At 69.5% G+C, this 15507-nt stretch carries 14 protein-coding genes; 3 read left to right on the forward strand and 11 right to left on the reverse strand.

The features are described from left to right. Nucleotides 1-95: 95 nt before the first annotated feature. Nucleotides 96-503: a hypothetical protein gene (locus tag OG293_RS23405; RefSeq protein WP_406000748.1), complete on the reverse strand. Its 408-nt coding sequence runs from the start codon at nt 501-503 to the stop codon at nt 96-98. A 306-nt stretch (nt 504-809) separates the two neighbouring features. Here OG293_RS23405 and OG293_RS23410 point away from each other — a divergent pair, with 306 nt between their 5' ends. Both OG293_RS23410 and OG293_RS23415 read left to right on the forward strand, forming a co-directional pair. Continuing rightward, nucleotides 810-1331, forward strand: a complete 522-nt coding sequence (locus tag OG293_RS23410) for a universal stress protein (protein ID WP_406000749.1) — start codon at nt 810-812, stop codon at nt 1329-1331. A gap of 256 nt (nt 1332-1587) precedes the next feature. After that, nucleotides 1588-2157: an acetate uptake transporter gene (locus OG293_RS23415; protein WP_406000750.1), complete on the forward strand. Its 570-nt coding sequence runs from the start codon at nt 1588-1590 to the stop codon at nt 2155-2157. Between the two features lie 121 nt (nt 2158-2278). Here OG293_RS23415 and glmS read toward each other — a convergent pair whose 3' ends face one another. The 3 genes from glmS to OG293_RS23430 form a co-directional block, all read right to left on the reverse strand. Beyond that, a complete protein-coding gene (glmS, locus tag OG293_RS23420; protein WP_406000751.1) occupies nt 2279-4096 on the reverse strand; it encodes a glutamine--fructose-6-phosphate transaminase (isomerizing) in 1818 nt (605 codons plus the stop codon). Nucleotides 4097-4138: 42 nt separating this feature from the next. Further along, complete coding sequence (locus OG293_RS23425; protein WP_406000752.1) at nt 4139-4426, reverse strand: hypothetical protein; 288 nt, start codon at nt 4424-4426, stop codon at nt 4139-4141. Between the two features lie 66 nt (nt 4427-4492). Continuing rightward, nucleotides 4493-5365, reverse strand: coding sequence for a DUF4429 domain-containing protein (locus OG293_RS23430; RefSeq protein ID WP_406000753.1), 873 nt, complete (start codon nt 5363-5365; stop codon nt 4493-4495). A gap of 134 nt (nt 5366-5499) precedes the next feature. On the opposite strand from OG293_RS23430, the gene OG293_RS23435 reads away from it, so the two are divergent. Next, nucleotides 5500-7107, forward strand: coding sequence for a beta-N-acetylhexosaminidase (locus OG293_RS23435; RefSeq protein ID WP_406000754.1), 1608 nt, complete (start codon nt 5500-5502; stop codon nt 7105-7107). 76 nt (nt 7108-7183) lie between these two features. Here the strand turns inward: OG293_RS23435 and OG293_RS23440 are convergent, their stop codons facing one another. The 7 genes from OG293_RS23440 to OG293_RS23470 all read right to left on the reverse strand — a co-directional run bounded on the left by OG293_RS23440 (nt 7184) and on the right by OG293_RS23470 (nt 15507). Continuing rightward, nucleotides 7184-8965, reverse strand: a complete 1782-nt coding sequence (locus tag OG293_RS23440) for an IucA/IucC family protein (RefSeq protein WP_406000755.1) — start codon at nt 8963-8965, stop codon at nt 7184-7186. Next, nucleotides 8962-9492, reverse strand: coding sequence for a GNAT family N-acetyltransferase (locus tag OG293_RS23445; RefSeq protein ID WP_406000756.1), 531 nt, complete (start codon nt 9490-9492; stop codon nt 8962-8964). Before OG293_RS23445 ends, OG293_RS23440 begins: the two co-directional genes overlap by 4 nt. After that, a complete protein-coding gene (locus OG293_RS23450) occupies nt 9489-10754 on the reverse strand; it encodes a lysine N(6)-hydroxylase/L-ornithine N(5)-oxygenase family protein (protein WP_406000757.1) in 1266 nt (421 codons plus the stop codon). Before OG293_RS23450 ends, OG293_RS23445 begins: the two co-directional genes overlap by 4 nt. Beyond that, on the reverse strand, nt 10738-12180 hold the full coding sequence (locus OG293_RS23455) for a pyridoxal phosphate-dependent decarboxylase family protein (protein ID WP_406000758.1): 1443 nt from the start codon (nt 12178-12180) through the stop codon (nt 10738-10740). The genes OG293_RS23450 and OG293_RS23455 overlap by 17 nt, the downstream gene beginning before the upstream one ends. A 126-nt stretch (nt 12181-12306) precedes the next feature. Then, nucleotides 12307-13170 (reverse strand): siderophore-interacting protein, encoded by an 864-nt coding sequence (locus OG293_RS23460; protein WP_406000759.1) that lies wholly within the window; start codon nt 13168-13170, stop codon nt 12307-12309. A gap of 2 nt (nt 13171-13172) precedes the next feature. Further along, nucleotides 13173-14198, reverse strand: coding sequence for an ABC transporter substrate-binding protein (locus tag OG293_RS23465; RefSeq protein WP_406000760.1), 1026 nt, complete (start codon nt 14196-14198; stop codon nt 13173-13175). Between the two features lie 142 nt (nt 14199-14340). Further along, entirely contained in the window at nt 14341-15507 is a 1167-nt protein-coding gene (locus OG293_RS23470) for an acyl-CoA dehydrogenase family protein (RefSeq protein ID WP_406000761.1), read from the reverse strand.

Consider the following 15507-nt stretch of genomic DNA (forward strand, 5'->3'; position numbering starts at 1 on the left):
CCCTGGTGGCAAGGGGGTTGGCAGGCCATTTCGCCACGGGAGGGCCACTGACGCGAAGTTGGCTGAAAATATACGGGTGTGAGTGTGTGAACCCGTCAGTCGCCGGGCGCACGCCCCGCTCCATGGCGACCGCCCCGTCGCGCCCCCGGACCCGTCCGCGCACGCCTGCCGCGGGCCGGTGCCGAGTCCGCCCCGCGGGCCTGCGCGGCGGCGCGTTCGGACTGGCGCAGCAGTACCCGGCAGGCGGCGGTCACGGCGGCCAGACCGAGGGCCGCGGCGGCGGCGCCCCCGACGGACGTCCCGTACACGACAAGGACGACCGGCACGAGCACGCAGCTGAAGGCGGCCCATCGCACGACCTCGCCGGCGGACTCGGACGAGGGGTGCGGCGCGCGCTCGCCGGGGCCGGCGCCCGCTTCCGTCGTCCGGCGCGACGCCCGGCGACGCCCGCGCGGCGGGGCCGGGGAACGGGCGGGCAGAGGGGCGGGCGGCGGTGCGGGCACGGATGCTCCCTGAGGGCTGCGGGGTGACCGAGGTGCCAACGAGGAGCGGAGCGTTCCGGTCACTGGGTGCGACCATACAGACGGCTGTAGGCACCAAGCGGCATTGCCATACGGGGCGGGCTCGGGCATGCTCCCTGGAACGCCGCGCATGGCGAGGCGGGCTCTGGGCACGGGAGGAGTGTCGCCGTACCCTTGGGGGTAGGGGCCAGGGAAGATGATTCCCGGACACAGCTCCGTCGCCATGCCAACCGACGCACCCTGCCTGAGACGACCCCTCCCCAGAGGACCTTCTTCGCCGAGACACCGATGGCCGGTCACGAAATCCCCGAACCCGCGGACCGCAAGCAGGTAGCCGACCCTTCGTCGGACCTGCAAGCGGCAGAAGAAACACGTCATCCCTGCGACCCTGCCTTCCGGCACGGAGTCGTCGTCGGCTTCGACGGGTCGACATCCAGCGAGCGGGCGCTCGCGTACGCCATCGGCATGGCGAGAAGGTCGGGCTCCGGGCTGATCATCGTCCATGTGGCCAACCGCCTGCCGACCACCGTCTGGGCCGGCTGCGAGCCCCCCGTCTTCGTGGACGTCCCCGATCACCGCACCGAGGTCCTCGGCCTGGAGCTGGCCTGCGCGGACTATCTGACCGAGGTTCCCTGGATCCTCGTCGAGCGCGGCGGTGACATCTGCCACGAGCTGGAGGAGGTCGGCCGGGAGTATTCGGCCGACGCGATCGTCGTCGGCTCGACGCACGGCATCGTGGGGCGCATTTTCGGCTCCGTGGCGGGACGGCTCGCGCGGCGCGCGCAGCGACCCGTCGTCGTGATCCCCTAGCTTCCGAAGCTGTCCGGAGCCCCCGCGCTTCCGCGGCCGTTCCGCGGACCCTGGCGTTCCGCGGTGTTCCGTCATCCCGCGCACATCGGCTCGTGCCCGTCCCGCAATCACGCCGTCGCCCCAGGTCGTCCGGGGTCAACTCCCTTTGTGTGCACGGAAAACTACTGGCCCGTAGAGGTGGATTGTGCGCTTGTGAAGGGTACATGACGGTCGCTGGGTTGCAGCACGACTTCACAGAACACGAAGGGAGCCCGCCGTGGACAACGACGTCTCTGCGGGAAGCGCTACTTCTTCGACTCTCGGCCATCTCGCGCTCGGACTGACCCTGCTGGCGTTCGGCGTCGGCAACACCGGAGTGATCGACAACGTGACGGCCGCGGACGCGACCGGACTTGCGACCTGGGTCGGCGGCGTCGCGCTGTTCATCGCCGGACTGCTCGAGTTCCGTGCGGGCAACGCCGGTACGGGAACGGCGTTTTCGGGTCTCGGCGCTTTCTGGTTCACCTGGGGCACGGGCGCGGGAAATGAAGTGTCGGCCGAGGCGGCAGGCCTCTTCCTGCTGCTGTGGGCGCTGCTCGCTCTCACCCTGACCGCTGCGTCCGCCGGCAGCGGACTGCTCGGACAGGGCGTGTACGGGCTGCTGTTCGTGTCGCTGCTGCTGCTCGGCATCGCTTCGTTCGCCGAGATGGACGGACTGGCCAAGGCGGGCGGCTGGGCCGGCGCGGTCGCGGGCCTCGCGGCCTGGTACGGCGCGACGGCCGAGCTCGCCAAGTGGCCGACCTTCTCGGGACGCGCTGCCGGCCGGGGAGTGACGGCCACCGGCTGAGGCAGCCGCAAGCCGGCACCGGGCGGCGCCGGCTTGCCCCAAAAAGGCGGTCCCCCCGCACGCACCGGTTGCTGCGTGCGGGGGGACCGCCTGTTCACATGTGTCCGGTCGGGCCGGTCGGCTACTCGACCGTGACCGACTTCGCCAGGTTGCGCGGCTTGTCGATGTCGCGGCCCATCGCCAGCGCCGTGTGGTACGCGAAGAGCTGGAGCGGGATGCCCATCAGGATCGGGTCCAGCTCGTTCTCGTTCTTCGGCACGACGATCGTGTGGTCGGCCTTCTCCTGCTCGCGGTGCGCGACGGCGAGGATACGGCCGCTGCGGGCCTTGATCTCCTCCAGCGCCGCGCGGTTCTTCTCCAGCAGGTCGTCGTCCGGGACGATCGCGACCGTCGGCAGCGCGGGCTCGATGAGCGCCAGCGGGCCGTGCTTGAGCTCGGAGGCCGGGTAGGCCTCGGCGTGGATGTAGGAGATCTCCTTGAGCTTCAGGGAGGCCTCCAGCGCCACCGGGTAGCCGCGCACCCGGCCGATGAACATCATCGACTTGGCGCCCGCGTACTCCTCGGCGAGCTTCTTGATCTCGGCCTCGCCCTCCAGGATCTCGGTGATCTGCGCGGGCAGCTTGCGCAGGCCCTCGATGATCCGCTTGCCGTCGGAGACCGAGAGGTCGCGGATGCGGCCCAGGTGCAGGGCGAGCAGCGCGAAGGCGACCACGGTGTTGGTGAAGCACTTGGTGGAGACGACACAGACCTCGGGGCCGGCGTGCACGTACACGCCGCCGTCGGCCTCGCGGGCGATCGCGGAGCCCACCACGTTGACCACGCCGAGGACGCGGGCGCCCTTGCGCTTGAGCTCCTGCACCGCGGCGAGCACGTCGTACGTCTCACCGGACTGGGAGACGGCGATGTAGAGGGTGTCGGGGTCCACGACCGGGTTGCGGTAGCGGAACTCGGAGGCCGGCTCGGCGTCCGCGGGGATACGGGCCAGGCCCTCGATCAGCGAGGCGCCGATCATGCCCGCGTGGTACGAGGTGCCGCAGCCGAGGATCTTCACACGACGGATGCCGCGGGCCTCGCGGGCGTCCAGGTTCAGGCCGCCCAGGTGCACGGTGGAGAACTTCTCGTCGATGCGGCCGCGCAGGACGCGGTCCACCGCGTCGGGCTGCTCCGAGACCTCCTTGTGCATGTACGTGTCGTGGCCGCCCATGTCGTAGGAGGCGGCCTCCCACTCGACGGTCTCGGGAGTGGCGGTGGTGCGGGTGCCCGAGGTCGTGTACGTGCGGAAGTCGTCGGCCTTCAGCGTGGCCATCTCGCCGTCGTCGAGGGTGACGATCTGGCGGGTGTGGGAGATCAGCGCGGCGACGTCGGAGGCGACGAACATCTCCTTCTCACCGATGCCGAGAACGACCGGGGAGCCGTTGCGGGCCACCACGATGCGGTCGTTGAAGTCGGCGTGCATGACGGCGATGCCGTAGGTGCCCTCGACGACCTTGAGTGCCTCGCGGACCTTCTCCTCGAGCGTCTCGGCCTGGGAGCGGGCGATGAGGTGGGTGAGCACCTCGGTGTCGGTCTCGGAGGCGAAGACCACGCCGTCCGCTTCCAGCTTCGCGCGCAGCTCGGCGGCGTTGTCGACGATGCCGTTGTGGACGACCGCGACCTTGTTCTCGGGGTCGAGGTGCGGGTGCGAGTTGATGTCGCTCGGGGCTCCGTGCGTGGCCCAGCGGGTGTGGGCGATGCCGGTGGTGCCGGCGAAGCGCTTGGGGACGCGGGCTTCCAGGTCACGGACCCGGCCCTTGGCCTTGACCATCTTCAGGCCGGTGGCCTTGGGGCTCGTGATCACGATGCCCGCGGAGTCGTACCCCCGGTACTCCAGCCGCTGCAGGCCTTCCAGCAGCAGTGGTGCCACGTCACGCTTGCCGATGTAGCCGACAATTCCGCACATAGAGTTATGCCCCTCCGGTAGATCAGTTCTGTGCCCGGCCGGTCAGCCGTAGACCATGCGGCGCAGCTGGCGGAGCGAGAGCTCCGGCGGCGCCACGGCGCGGTGCGGCAGCTCGGCCGCGATCCGCTCGAAGATCTCCGCGTTCGCCAGGCCACCCGATTGCAGCTCACGGTGGCGGCGGCGGACGAATTCCTCGGTCTTCTCGTCGAAGTACGCCAGCACGTCGAGCACCACCCGGGCCGCTTCACCGCGCTGGAGCGCGGTGCTGCGCACCAGGTGATCGATGAGGTCGTCGTGGGACGGACGCCCCGGATGGCGATGTTCGAGCACCCGTAGATATTGGAGGGTCGCCTACCGTGATTGCAAGAATCCTGCCCGATTCCGGGCAAGTGATGCTTACAGTCGCTTCAAAACGGCCTGTTTTGCGGTAGTGAACTCCTCGTCCGTCAGTATCCCCGACTGATGCAGCTCGCCCAGTTCCCGCAGTCGCCGCAGCAGCACGTCATGATCGTCACCGGCGGTCACGGCGGCCTGGACGTGCGGGGCCGGCGGCAGGGCGTCCTGCGGCGCGTACGGATGCGGCAGGCGCGCCGCGACGGCCGCTCCGACCAGGGCCATGAGCGGGTCCTTGCGGAAGCCCCACAGCTCCACGGCGTACGGGTCGTACTTCGCCGGGGGCGGGGAGCCGGCCCTGGTCACCCGGAAGCGGAGGTAGCCGTTCTCCAGGCCGGCCGACGGCAGCCATTCCACCGACTCCACGTCCACCAGGGCGAGGGCGCGGGGGCCGCCGGAGGACTTGGACTCCTCGGTCTTCCAGTTCCACTCCAGACGGATCAGCTCGCCGTCGAACCCGGCGGTGCCGTCGCCCGCGCTCACGGTGATCGGCAGGGAGGGACCGGGAAGGAGATAGCCGTCCACCGGGCCCGGTGGGATCTGTTCCAGCAGGAGGGCGTTGCGCACCTCGTCGACGAAGTACTCGGCGACGCCGGTGCGGTCGCTCTCCACGCTCAGCCGGTAGGGGTCGGAGCCGTCCTCCAGCTTGCCGCCCGTGATCTGCAGGAGCGGGTCGGCGCCGTCGCGCAGGCGGAGCCGCAGCCGTCCTGACTTCTTGCCGGGCTCGTACGAGATCCCGGCCAACGCCCGCAGGGGCACGGCGACTTCACCGAGGGACTTGCGCAGTGGGCTCACGCTCTTGTCGCTGCCCGGCACGATGCGCACGGTGTCCCCGTCGAAGGCCCAGCTGCCGCCCTTCTGGATGATTTCCGCCATGCCGGGATTCTTTCATCCGGCAGGCGGGCAAGTGGTCTACACCTTGACCGGAGTTGGGGCGCGCGGTACGCATGGTGACTGCCGTTGAGGTTGCCAGCACCACAGTCGCTACGCCCGTCGAAGGGACCCAGCCTGTGAGAAAGCCCAGAACCTTACCCCGTCTGTTCGGCTCGCTGCTGCTCGTCGCCGCGGCCGGGGTCGCCGGCATCGGTGCCGGGCCCGCTCCCTCGCCCGCCACCCCCTCCGTCCGCCCGCTCGGGCAGATCGTCCCCGCGCCCGCGTCCGCGCGCCCGGGCGGGGCTCCGTACACCCTCACCCCCCGGACCCGGATCCTGGTCGACAGCGGCTCCCGAGAGGCCCGGCGGATCGGCGGCTACCTCGCCGGGCTGCTGCGCCCCTCCACCGGATACGCCCTGCCCGTCACCGACGGCCACGGCCCCGGCGGCATCCGGCTCAGGCTGCGCTCCGGCGAGCGGGCACTCGGGGACGAGGGCTACCGCCTGGAGTCCTCGCGCGGCGGGCTGACCCTGACCGCCCGCCGGCCCGCCGGACTCTTCCACGCCGTGCAGACGCTGCGTCAGCTGCTGCCCGCCTCCGTCGAGAAGGACAGCCGTCAGCGCGGCCCGTGGCAGGTCGCGGGCGGCACCGTCAGCGACACCCCGCGCTACGCCTACCGGGGCGCGATGCTCGACGTCTCCCGGCACTTCTTCACCGTCGAGCAGGTCAAGCGCTATATCGACCAGCTCGCGCTCTACAAGATCAACAAGCTGCATCTGCATCTCGCCGACGACCAGGGCTGGCGCATCGCCGTCGACTCCTGGCCGCGGCTGGCCACGTACGGCGGCTCGACCCAGGTCGGCGGCGGACGCGGCGGCTACTACACCAAGGCGCAGTACAGGGACATCGTCGGCTACGCGGCCTCGCGCTATCTGGAGGTCGTCCCCGAGATCGACATGCCAGGCCACACCAACGCCGCGCTCGCCTCGTACGCCCAGCTGAACTGCTCAGGCGTCGCCCCGCCGCTCTACACCGGCACGGACGTCGGCTTCAGCTCGCTGTGCGTGCCGAAGGCCGTGACGTACGACTTCATCGACGACGTCGTCCGCGAACTCGCCGCGCTCACCCCCGGCCGGTACCTCCACATCGGCGGCGACGAAGCGCACTCCACCAGCCACGCCGACTACGTGGCCTTCATGGACAAGGTCCAGCCGATCGTCGCCAAGTACGGGAAGAAGGTCGTCGGCTGGCACCAGCTGACCGGCGCCACCCCCGCCGAGGGGGCACTCGCCCAGTACTGGGGGCTGGACGGCACCAGCGACGCGGAGAAGGCACAGGTCGCCAGGGCCGCGCAGAACGGCACCGGGCTGATCCTGTCGCCCGCCGACCGGATCTACCTCGACATGAAGTACGACAAGGACACCCCGCTGGGCCTCGCCTGGGCCGGTTTCGTCGAGGTGCGCAGGGCCTACGACTGGGACCCGGCGGCCTATCTGCCGGGCGTGCCCGCCTCGTCGGTGGCGGGCGTGGAGGCTCCGCTCTGGTCGGAGACGATCTCGACGAGCGATCACATCGACTTCATGGCGTTCCCGCGGGTCGTGGGAGTGGCGGAGATCGGGTGGGCTCCGGCGTCCGCGCACGGCTGGGACGCGTACAAGCTGCGGCTGGCCGCCCAGGGGCCGCGGATGGCGGCACTGGGGATCGCCTACTACCGCTCGCCGCAGGTTCCCTGGCCCGCGGGCTGACGTCCGGACGCGAGCGCCGGAAGGGAGACCGGGGCCGGGCGCGCGTGAGGGACCGTATTCACGCGCGCCCGGCCGTTCAGTGGGAGAACCGCGCGAGCGGGTTCTCCAGGGAGCCGATCAGCTGGAGTGCCCCGGCCGGGTCGGCGAGATCCACCATCTCCTTGTTGTTGCGCAACTGGAGCCGGTTGAGACAGGAGAGCGCGAACGTGTCGGCGAACATGTCGTACTCGGCGAACTTTTCGGCGAGATGCGGCACCGACTCCTGATATCCCCGCACACATGCGGCGACCGTCCGCCAGAACGTCTCCTCGTCCAGCCGCTCCTCGGTGACCAGCGCGGCCGCCAGGAAGCGGAGGAAGCAGTCGAAGACGTCCGTGAAGATGGAGAGCAGCTTCATGTCGTCGGGAACGTCCGCCCGGATCCGCTCGACGGCCAGCGGCAGCACCGCGTCCGGGTCCATCACCGCGATCTCCTCGGCGATGTCCTTGAAGATCGCCCGGCGGACCGTGCCGTCCTCGCCGATGACGAGGATGACGTTCTCGCCGTGCGGCATGAAGACCAGGTCGTAGGCGTAGAAGCTGTGGAGCACGGGTGTGAGGTAGGCGTCCAGATAGCGGCGCAGCCACTGAGCCGGGGGCAGTCCCGACTCGTCGATCAGCGCGCCCGCGAACGTCGCTCCCTCGTGGTCCACATGGAGGAGCGACGCCATGGTGGCGAGCCGCTCGCCCTCGTCGAGGGTGGGCACCGGGCTCTCGCGCCACAGCGCGGCGAGCATCTTGCGGTACGGCGAGTAGCGGTCGGTAGCCCGCTCGTACTGGCGGTGGTGGTAGCCGATCGCCGCCCGCTCCCTGATGATCGAGAAGCGGGCCGCCCTGAAGACGTCGTCGTTGTCGATCAGACCCGCGAGCCAGTCGTTGATCGCCGGGGTCGCCTCCATGTACGCGGCTGAAAGACCGCGCATAAAGCCCATGTTGAGGACGGACAGGGCGGTTTTGACGTAGTGCTTCGCGGGGGCGCTCGTGTTGAAGAACGTACGGATCGACTGCTGCGCCAGATAGTCGTCGTCCCCCGCGCCCAGGCACACCAGACGCTGTTGGGCGACCTCGGCGGCGAAGGTGACGGAGAGCTTGTTCCACCACTGCCAGGGGTGGACGGGCAGCAAAAAGTAGTCGGCGAGGTCCAGGCCGAGGTCGTTCAACTGCGCGCCGAAGCGGGCGAGGGCTCCTTCGCCGAGCTCCTCGCGGACCAGGGAGGCGTAGTCGAGTCCCGCGCCGCAGGTGAACGTGGCGACATCGCGACGGGCGGCGAGCCAGATGAGCCGGACCGCGCCGGCCGTCTCGGGGGCGTACGAGCGGTACTCGTGCACCCCGAAGCCGAGCCGGCCGTTGTTGGCCACGAAGCAGGGGTGGCCCTCGGTCATGCCCGTCTCGATGGCCTGGAAGCCTGCCCGGGCCAGTGCGGCGGAGGTGACGGGCTTCTTGGTCAGCTTGTAGGCCGTGCCGGAGAGGGTGGAGGAGATCTCCTCCAGATAGACCGGCAGGATCTCCTCGCTCAGGCCGAGCGAGGAGCGCAGCCCGATGAAGAACTCCAGTGCGTCGACCGGCTGCGGTTCACCGTCGCGGTGGCACGTGAGGGAGTCGGCGAAGACCTGCCAGTGGTCGAGGGCGAAGCGGCGCGCGGTGAAGCGGTACTCGCTCGCCGAGTCGTCGCTGAGGACCCGGTAGCTGTCCTGGCCGAGCGGCTCGGGGGTCAGCAGCCGCTCGTGCGAGAACTCCGCAAGCGCCTTGCGGACGAGCAGCCGGTTGGCCTGCTCCCACAGCGCGGGCGTCAGATGGGCCACGGCGTCGGACACGGTCATGCCGCCACTCCTTGTGCTGCCATGAACTGGGCGCGGGTGCAGAAGCTCAGCAGGGCGTCCTTCTCCGGCTTCTTGATCTCGCACTCGGGGACGAAGCCGACGGCTTCGTTGAGCGCGTGCACGGCCTTGTTGCTCACATCCGGCTCGACGACCACGCGCACGGTGGCCGGGTCGGCGAACAGCGTCTCCATCACCGCGGTGATCACGGCCCGGGTGAAGCCGTCCACCGGGGTGTCGGTCGGGGCGACGAGGAAGTGCATGCCGACATCGCCCGGCTCGGGGTCGTACAGACCCGGGAGTTCCACGTATCGCGGGTCGTAGCGCTCCATCAGGAAGACGGGCTCGCCGTCGTGCAGCCCGATGAAGGCGTCGTGGTGCTCGTGCGCGGTGATCGCCGTGTACTCGCGCTCGACGTCCTCCAGTTTCGCGTCCTGCATCATCCAGAAGGCGGCTTTGGGGTGGGTCACCCATCCATGGATCAGCTCCGCGTCGGCGAAGGGATCGAGAGGGCGGACACTGAACGTCATACGGAGAACTCCTGGAACGCGATGGACTTTTCGACGGGGTAGTACTCGGAGCCCAGCATCTCTTTGATGATGTAGGCGTTGCGGTACGGGCCCATGCCCAGGTCGGGCGAGGTGATGGAGTGCGTGTGCACCCCCGCGTTCTGAAGGAAGATCTCGCCGCCCGCGGTGTCGACGGAGTAGTTGCGGGCGACGTCGAAGCGGCCCTGCCCGTCCCGGCGGATCCGGTCGTGCAGCGGCTGAAGGAAGCGCGGGGCGACGTACTTGTAGCCGGTGGCCAGGATCAGGCCCTCGGTCCGGAGCTCGAAGTCCTTGCCCTGCTCCTCCTGGCGCAGCCCGAGGGTGTAGGTGTCACCCTCGTGGCGTGCGCTGTGGAGCGCGGAGTTGGTGATCAGTCTGGTCGGGACCGGGCCCGGCAGGCTCTTCTGGTAGAGCAGGTCGAAGATCGCGTCGATGAGGTCCCCGTCGATGCCCTTGAACAGGCCCTTCTGCTCCGACTCCAGCCGGTAGCGGGTGGCCTCCGGCAGCGCGTGGAAGTAGTCGATGTACTCGGGGGAGGTCATCTCCAGCGTCAGCTTGGTGTACTCCAGCGGGAAGAACCGCGGGGAGCGCGTGACCCAGTTGAGCTGGTAGCCGTGCACATCGATCTCGGAGAGCAGGTCGTAGTAGATCTCCGCGGCGCTCTGGCCGCTGCCCACGAGGGTGATCGACTTCTTCTGCTGGAGCGCGGCCTTGTGGTCGAGGTAGCGCGAGTTGTGCAGGAAGTCGCCGCCGAGGTCGCGGCAGGACTCGGGGATGTACGGCGGGGTGCCGGTGCCCAGGACGAGACGGCGGGTGAGGTACCGCTCGCCGCCCTCGGTGTGCACGACGTACAGCTCGTCCTCGTACTCGACGCGGGTCACCGTGGTGCGGTAGCGGACGCTGCTCAGCTTGCCGGCGGCCCAGCGGCAGTAGTCGTTGTACTCGGTCCGCAGCGGATAGAAGTTCTCGCGGATGTAGAAGGAGTACAGCCGTCCCGATTCCTTCAGATAGTTCAGGAAGGAGTAGGGGGACGTGGGGTCGGCGAGGGTGACGAGGTCCGACATGAACGGGGTCTGCAGATGGGCGCCCTCCAGGAACATGCCGGAGTGCCATTCGAAGCCGGGCTTGGACTCCAGGAAGAGACCGTTCAGCTCGTCGATCGGCTCGGTCAGGCAGGCCAGGCCGAGGTTGAAGGGCCCGAGCCCGATACCGATGAAATCCAGGGGCTCACGAGGCGTGGACAAGGTTCTCTCCCAGGTACTGCTCGGCGTGGTCGGCGATCAGATCGAGTACGGCGGCGATGTCTTGGGTCGTCGTCTCGGGGTTGAGCAGGGTGAACTTCAGGTACTGGCGACCGCCGACCTTCGTCCCGGCCACCACGGCCTCGCCGGACGCGAACAGCGCCTTGCGGGCGTAGAGGTTGGCCCGGTCGATCTCGGTGGGGCTGGTGACGGCCGGGGGGATGTAGCGGTAGACCAGCGTCGAGAGCTGCGGCTGCACGACGATGTCGAAGCGCGGGTCGGCGGCGAGCATTTCCCAGCCCGCCACGGCCAGGTCGCAGACCTCGTCGAAGAGTTGCCCGACGCCGTCCGCGCCCATCACGCGCAGTGTCATCCACAGCTTGAGCGCGTCGAAGCGGCGCGTGGTCTGCAGTGACTTGTCGACCTGGTTGGGTATGCGCTCCTCGACGGTGCGCCGCGGGTTGAGGTAGTCCGCGTGGTACGTGGCGTGGCCGAGCGTGGCACCGTCCCGGACCAGCACGGCGGAGGAACTCACCGGCTGGAAGAAGGACTTGTGGTAGTCCACGGTGACCGAGTCGGCGCGCTCGATGCCGTCGAGGAGGTGGCGGCGGGTGGGCGACGCCAGCAGCCCGCAGCCGTACGCGGCGTCGACATGCATCCAGGTGGCGTACTGCTCGGCCAGTTCGGCGATCTCGGGCAGCGGGTCGATGGAGCCGAAGTCGGTGGTGCCGGCGGTCGCGACGACGGCCATGGGGATCAGGCCCTCGCGGGAGCAGCGCTCCAGCTCGGCGGCGAGGGCGAGCGCCTGCATCCGCTTGTTGCGGTCGACGGGTACGCAGACGACGGCCTCGGGGCCGAGGCCGAGCAGCGTTGCCGACTTCTGCACGCTGAAGTGGCTGCACTCGGAGGCGAAGATGCGCAGTTTCGCGAGGTCCCTCGACTTGGCCTCCTGGCGCGCGAGCAGCAGCCCCTGGAGGTTGGACTGGGTGCCGCCACTGGTGAAGACGCCGTCGGCGGCCGGTCCGAGGCCGATGCGCTGCGCGGTCCAGTCGATGAGGCGGCGCTCGATGAGCGTGCCGCCGGCGCTCTGGTCCCAGGTGTCGAGGGAGGAGTTGACCGCGGAGAGCACGGCCTCGCCGACCACGGCGGGGATGACGACCGGGCAGTTGAGGTGGCCGAGGTAACGGGGGTGGTGGAAGTAGACGGCGTCCCGCAGATACACCGTCTCCAGCTCGTCGAGGGCGGCGGACGCGTCGCCCAGCGGCCGGTCGAGGTCGACCGCGGATATCAGCGGAGCGAGCTCGTCGGCGGTCACACCGGTGAACGGCCGTTGGGTCGTGGCGAGTCGGTGCGCCACCCGCTCGACTCCTTCGGTCACGGAGCGCCGGTAGCTCTCCGCCGTTCGGTCATTGAGCAGGTGCGAGCGCATGGAAATGTCCTCCCGGACAAGGCGAAGGGGGCGAGGGCCTCGGGATGTGAAAGTAAGGTTAGCCTAACCTCACTTCTAACATCAACTGGCCCTCGCCCCCTCGGGACGCACGTGCTGTGCCGTTGTTCACATGTCGGCGGCCTCGTCCGTCGCGGGCTCCTCGCGCAGGCCGTCCTCGCTCAGTCCGCGCTTCCAGTAGCCCACGAACGTGACCCGGCGCCGGTCGAGTTCGCGCTCGCGCACCAGATGACGGCGGAGCGCCTTCACGCTGCCCGACTCGCCCGCGATCCAGGCGTACCCGGCGCCTTCGGGCAACTCGGCGGCGCTGACCGCCTCCAGGGCCGAGGGCGCGCCCTCGGCCCGCACGAGCCAGGTGATCCGGGCGTCCGCCCCGGTCCTGAGGTCCAGGCGGTCCTCGGTGTGCGGCACCTCGATCCAGACCTGGGCCTTCGTGCCGCTCGGCAGCCATTCCAGAATCGCCGCCGCCGCCGGAAGTGCCGTCTCGTCGGCCCAGATCAGCACCCAGTCGGTGTCCGCGGGAGGACGGAAGCGCACGGCGGTGTTGTCGGCGACCGCGGGGCCGAGCACCGTCACGCGGTGGCCGGGCGCGGCCTGAAGGGCCCAACGGCAGGCGGGACCGCCGTCGTCGTGGACCGCGAAGTCGACGTCCATCTCGCCTTCCCCGCCCGGGACCCGGCGCTGCTCCCGCACGGTGTACGAGCGCATCACCGCCCGTACGTCCTCGGGCATCGCGCGCCACGCGCCCAGCGTCGCGTACAGATCGCCGTCATCGGCGACCGGCACGAGGGGCGTGTCCTGGCCCGGGTGCGGAAGGAACAGCGAGAGGGACTGGTCGCGGCCACCGGCGGCGAAGTCCCGCAGCGCTTCGCCGCCGAAGGTGACGCGGACCATGGACGGGCCGAGCCGCCGGGTCCGTACCACCTGCAGATCGAAGAAACGGAACGGGGCGAGCTCGGCCGTCGTCGTCATCGTCAGGCGACCTTCTTCGCCGTCTCGATGGCCTTGGCCAGGTCGTCGAGGATCGGCGCGCACTTGGCGTAGGAGTAGATCGGCTCGGTGACGCGCGGGACGACCTGGCCGGCCTTGACGGCGGGCAGCTGGGTCCAAGTCGGCTTGGCCTTGAGGGCGTCGGGCTGGAGCGTCCCGGTGCGGTTGTCCAGGATGATGACATCGGCGCCGTACTTGCCGGCGTTCTCCCAGCTGAGGGGCTCGAAGAAGCCCTGGGCGTCCGGCTTCGGCTCGACGAACTTCACACCGAGCTCCTGGAAGTACAGGGTGTCGGCGGACATCTTCGGGACGGAGACGTAGAAGAGCTCCGCGCTGCCCGAGCCGATCAGGACCTTCATGTTCGGCTTGGCCTTGGCGGCGGCGCGCAGCCGGGCCGCGGCCTTCTCGAAGCGGGCCTTGGCGTCGGTGGCCTCCTTGCCCTTCACATCTCCGCCGAGGGACTCGGCGAGTTCGGCGTGACGGGCCAGCGCCTTCTGCATGGTGGTCTCGGCCGCCCACAGCAGGACACTGGGAGCCACCTTCATGATCTTGGCCTTGGACTGCGGCGGGACGTACCACGGGTCGCCCTTGGCCCACATGTTGGTGACCAGGAGGTCCGGGGCGAGCGAGGCGTACATCTCGACATTGAACTCGCCGTAGGCGTTGCCGATGATCTTCACCTTGTTGACGTCCAGGTCGCCCGCCTGCACATCGGGCTTGCCGTCCTTGGTCGTGGTCGGGCCGAACACGCCCTTGACCTCGACGCCGTAGTCATGGAGAGCCGCGGCGGTGCCGGTGAAGGCGACGATGTTCTTCGGGACGGACTTGGTCTCGACCTTCGTGCCCCGGTCGTCCGTGAAGGACCAGGGGCCGGACTTCGCGGCGGCCTTGTCCGCGCCGCCCTTGGTGTCGTTGCTCCCGCAGGCGGCCAGCGCCGCGCCGAGCCCGAGGGCGCTGCCCGCGGCGAGCAGACCGCGACGGGTGAGGTGGGAAGGGCGGGCGTTGGGCATGATGGGGTCCGCTTTCGTACGTGCCGGTTCGGCCACTGGCCAGTTCGAAGGTAGGTTAGCCTAACCTCAGTGACTGTCCAGAGGGGGGCCTCCCCGGCCGTACGTCGCAGCCTCCGGCGCGCGAGGGCAGCGCTCGCGGGTGTCAGCCGGAAAGGCCCAACTCCCGCGCGATCAGCATCCGCTGCACCTCGCTCGTGCCCTCGCCGATCTCCAGAATCTTGGAGTCGCGCCACATCCGGGCCACCGGGTACTCGTTCATGAACCCGTAGCCGCCGTGGACCTGGGTCGCCTCGCGGGCGTTGTCCACCGCGATCGTGGAGGAGTACAGCTTCGCCAGCGCGGCCTCCTTCTTGAACGGCTCGCCCTGCACCAGCCGTGACGCGGCGTCACGCCAGCCGACCCGGGCCATGTGCGCCCGCATCTCCATGTCGGCGATCTTGAACTGGATGGACTGGTTGGCACCGATCGGCCGCCCGAACGCGTGGCGCTCCTTGGCGTACTTCACGGACTCGTCCACACAGCCCTGCGCAAGTCCCGTCGCGAGCGCGGCGATCGCGATCCGGCCCTCGTCGAGGATGCGCAGGAACTGGGCGTACCCGCGGCCTTCCTCGCCCAGCAGATTCGCGAACGGCACACGGACGCCGTCGAAGGACAGCTCACGGGTGTCCGAGGCGTTCCACCCGACCTTGGAGTAGGGGGCGGCGACCGTGAAGCCGGGCGTGCCGGAGGGGACGATGATCGAGGAGATCAGCGGCTTGCCCTCGGGTGTGCGGCCGGTGACGGCGGTGACGGTGACCAGGCCGGTGATGTCCGTGCCGGAGTTGGTGATGAAGCACTTCGAGCCGTTGATCACCCACTCGCCGGTGTCCTCGTCCCGCACGGCGGTGGTCCTGGTGCCGCCCGCGTCCGAACCGGCGCCCGGCTCGGTCAGGCCGAACGCGCCGAGCAGCTCGCCCGAGCAGAGCCGGGGCAGCCACTCCCGCTTCTGTTCCTCGGTGCCGAAGCGGTAGACGGGCATCGCGCCGAGGGAGACGCCCGCCTCAAGGGTGATCGCCACCGAGGAGTCGACGCGGGCGAGCTCCTCCAGGGCGATGCCGAGGGCGAGATAGTCGCCGCCCATGCCGCCGTACTCCTCCGGGAAGGGGAGCCCGAACAGGCCCATGCGGCCCATCTCGCGGACGATTTCGTACGGGAACTCATGCCGCTCGTAGAAGTCACCGATCTTGGGGGCTATCACGTCGTGCGCGAACTGCTCGACGGTGCGGCGGAGTTCCTCGTGCTCGGGGGTGAGCCGGTGGTCCAGGGACAT

Source organism: Streptomyces sp. NBC_00829 (assembly GCF_045161795.1).
Taxonomy (GTDB): Bacteria; Actinomycetota; Actinomycetes; order Streptomycetales; family Streptomycetaceae; genus Streptomyces.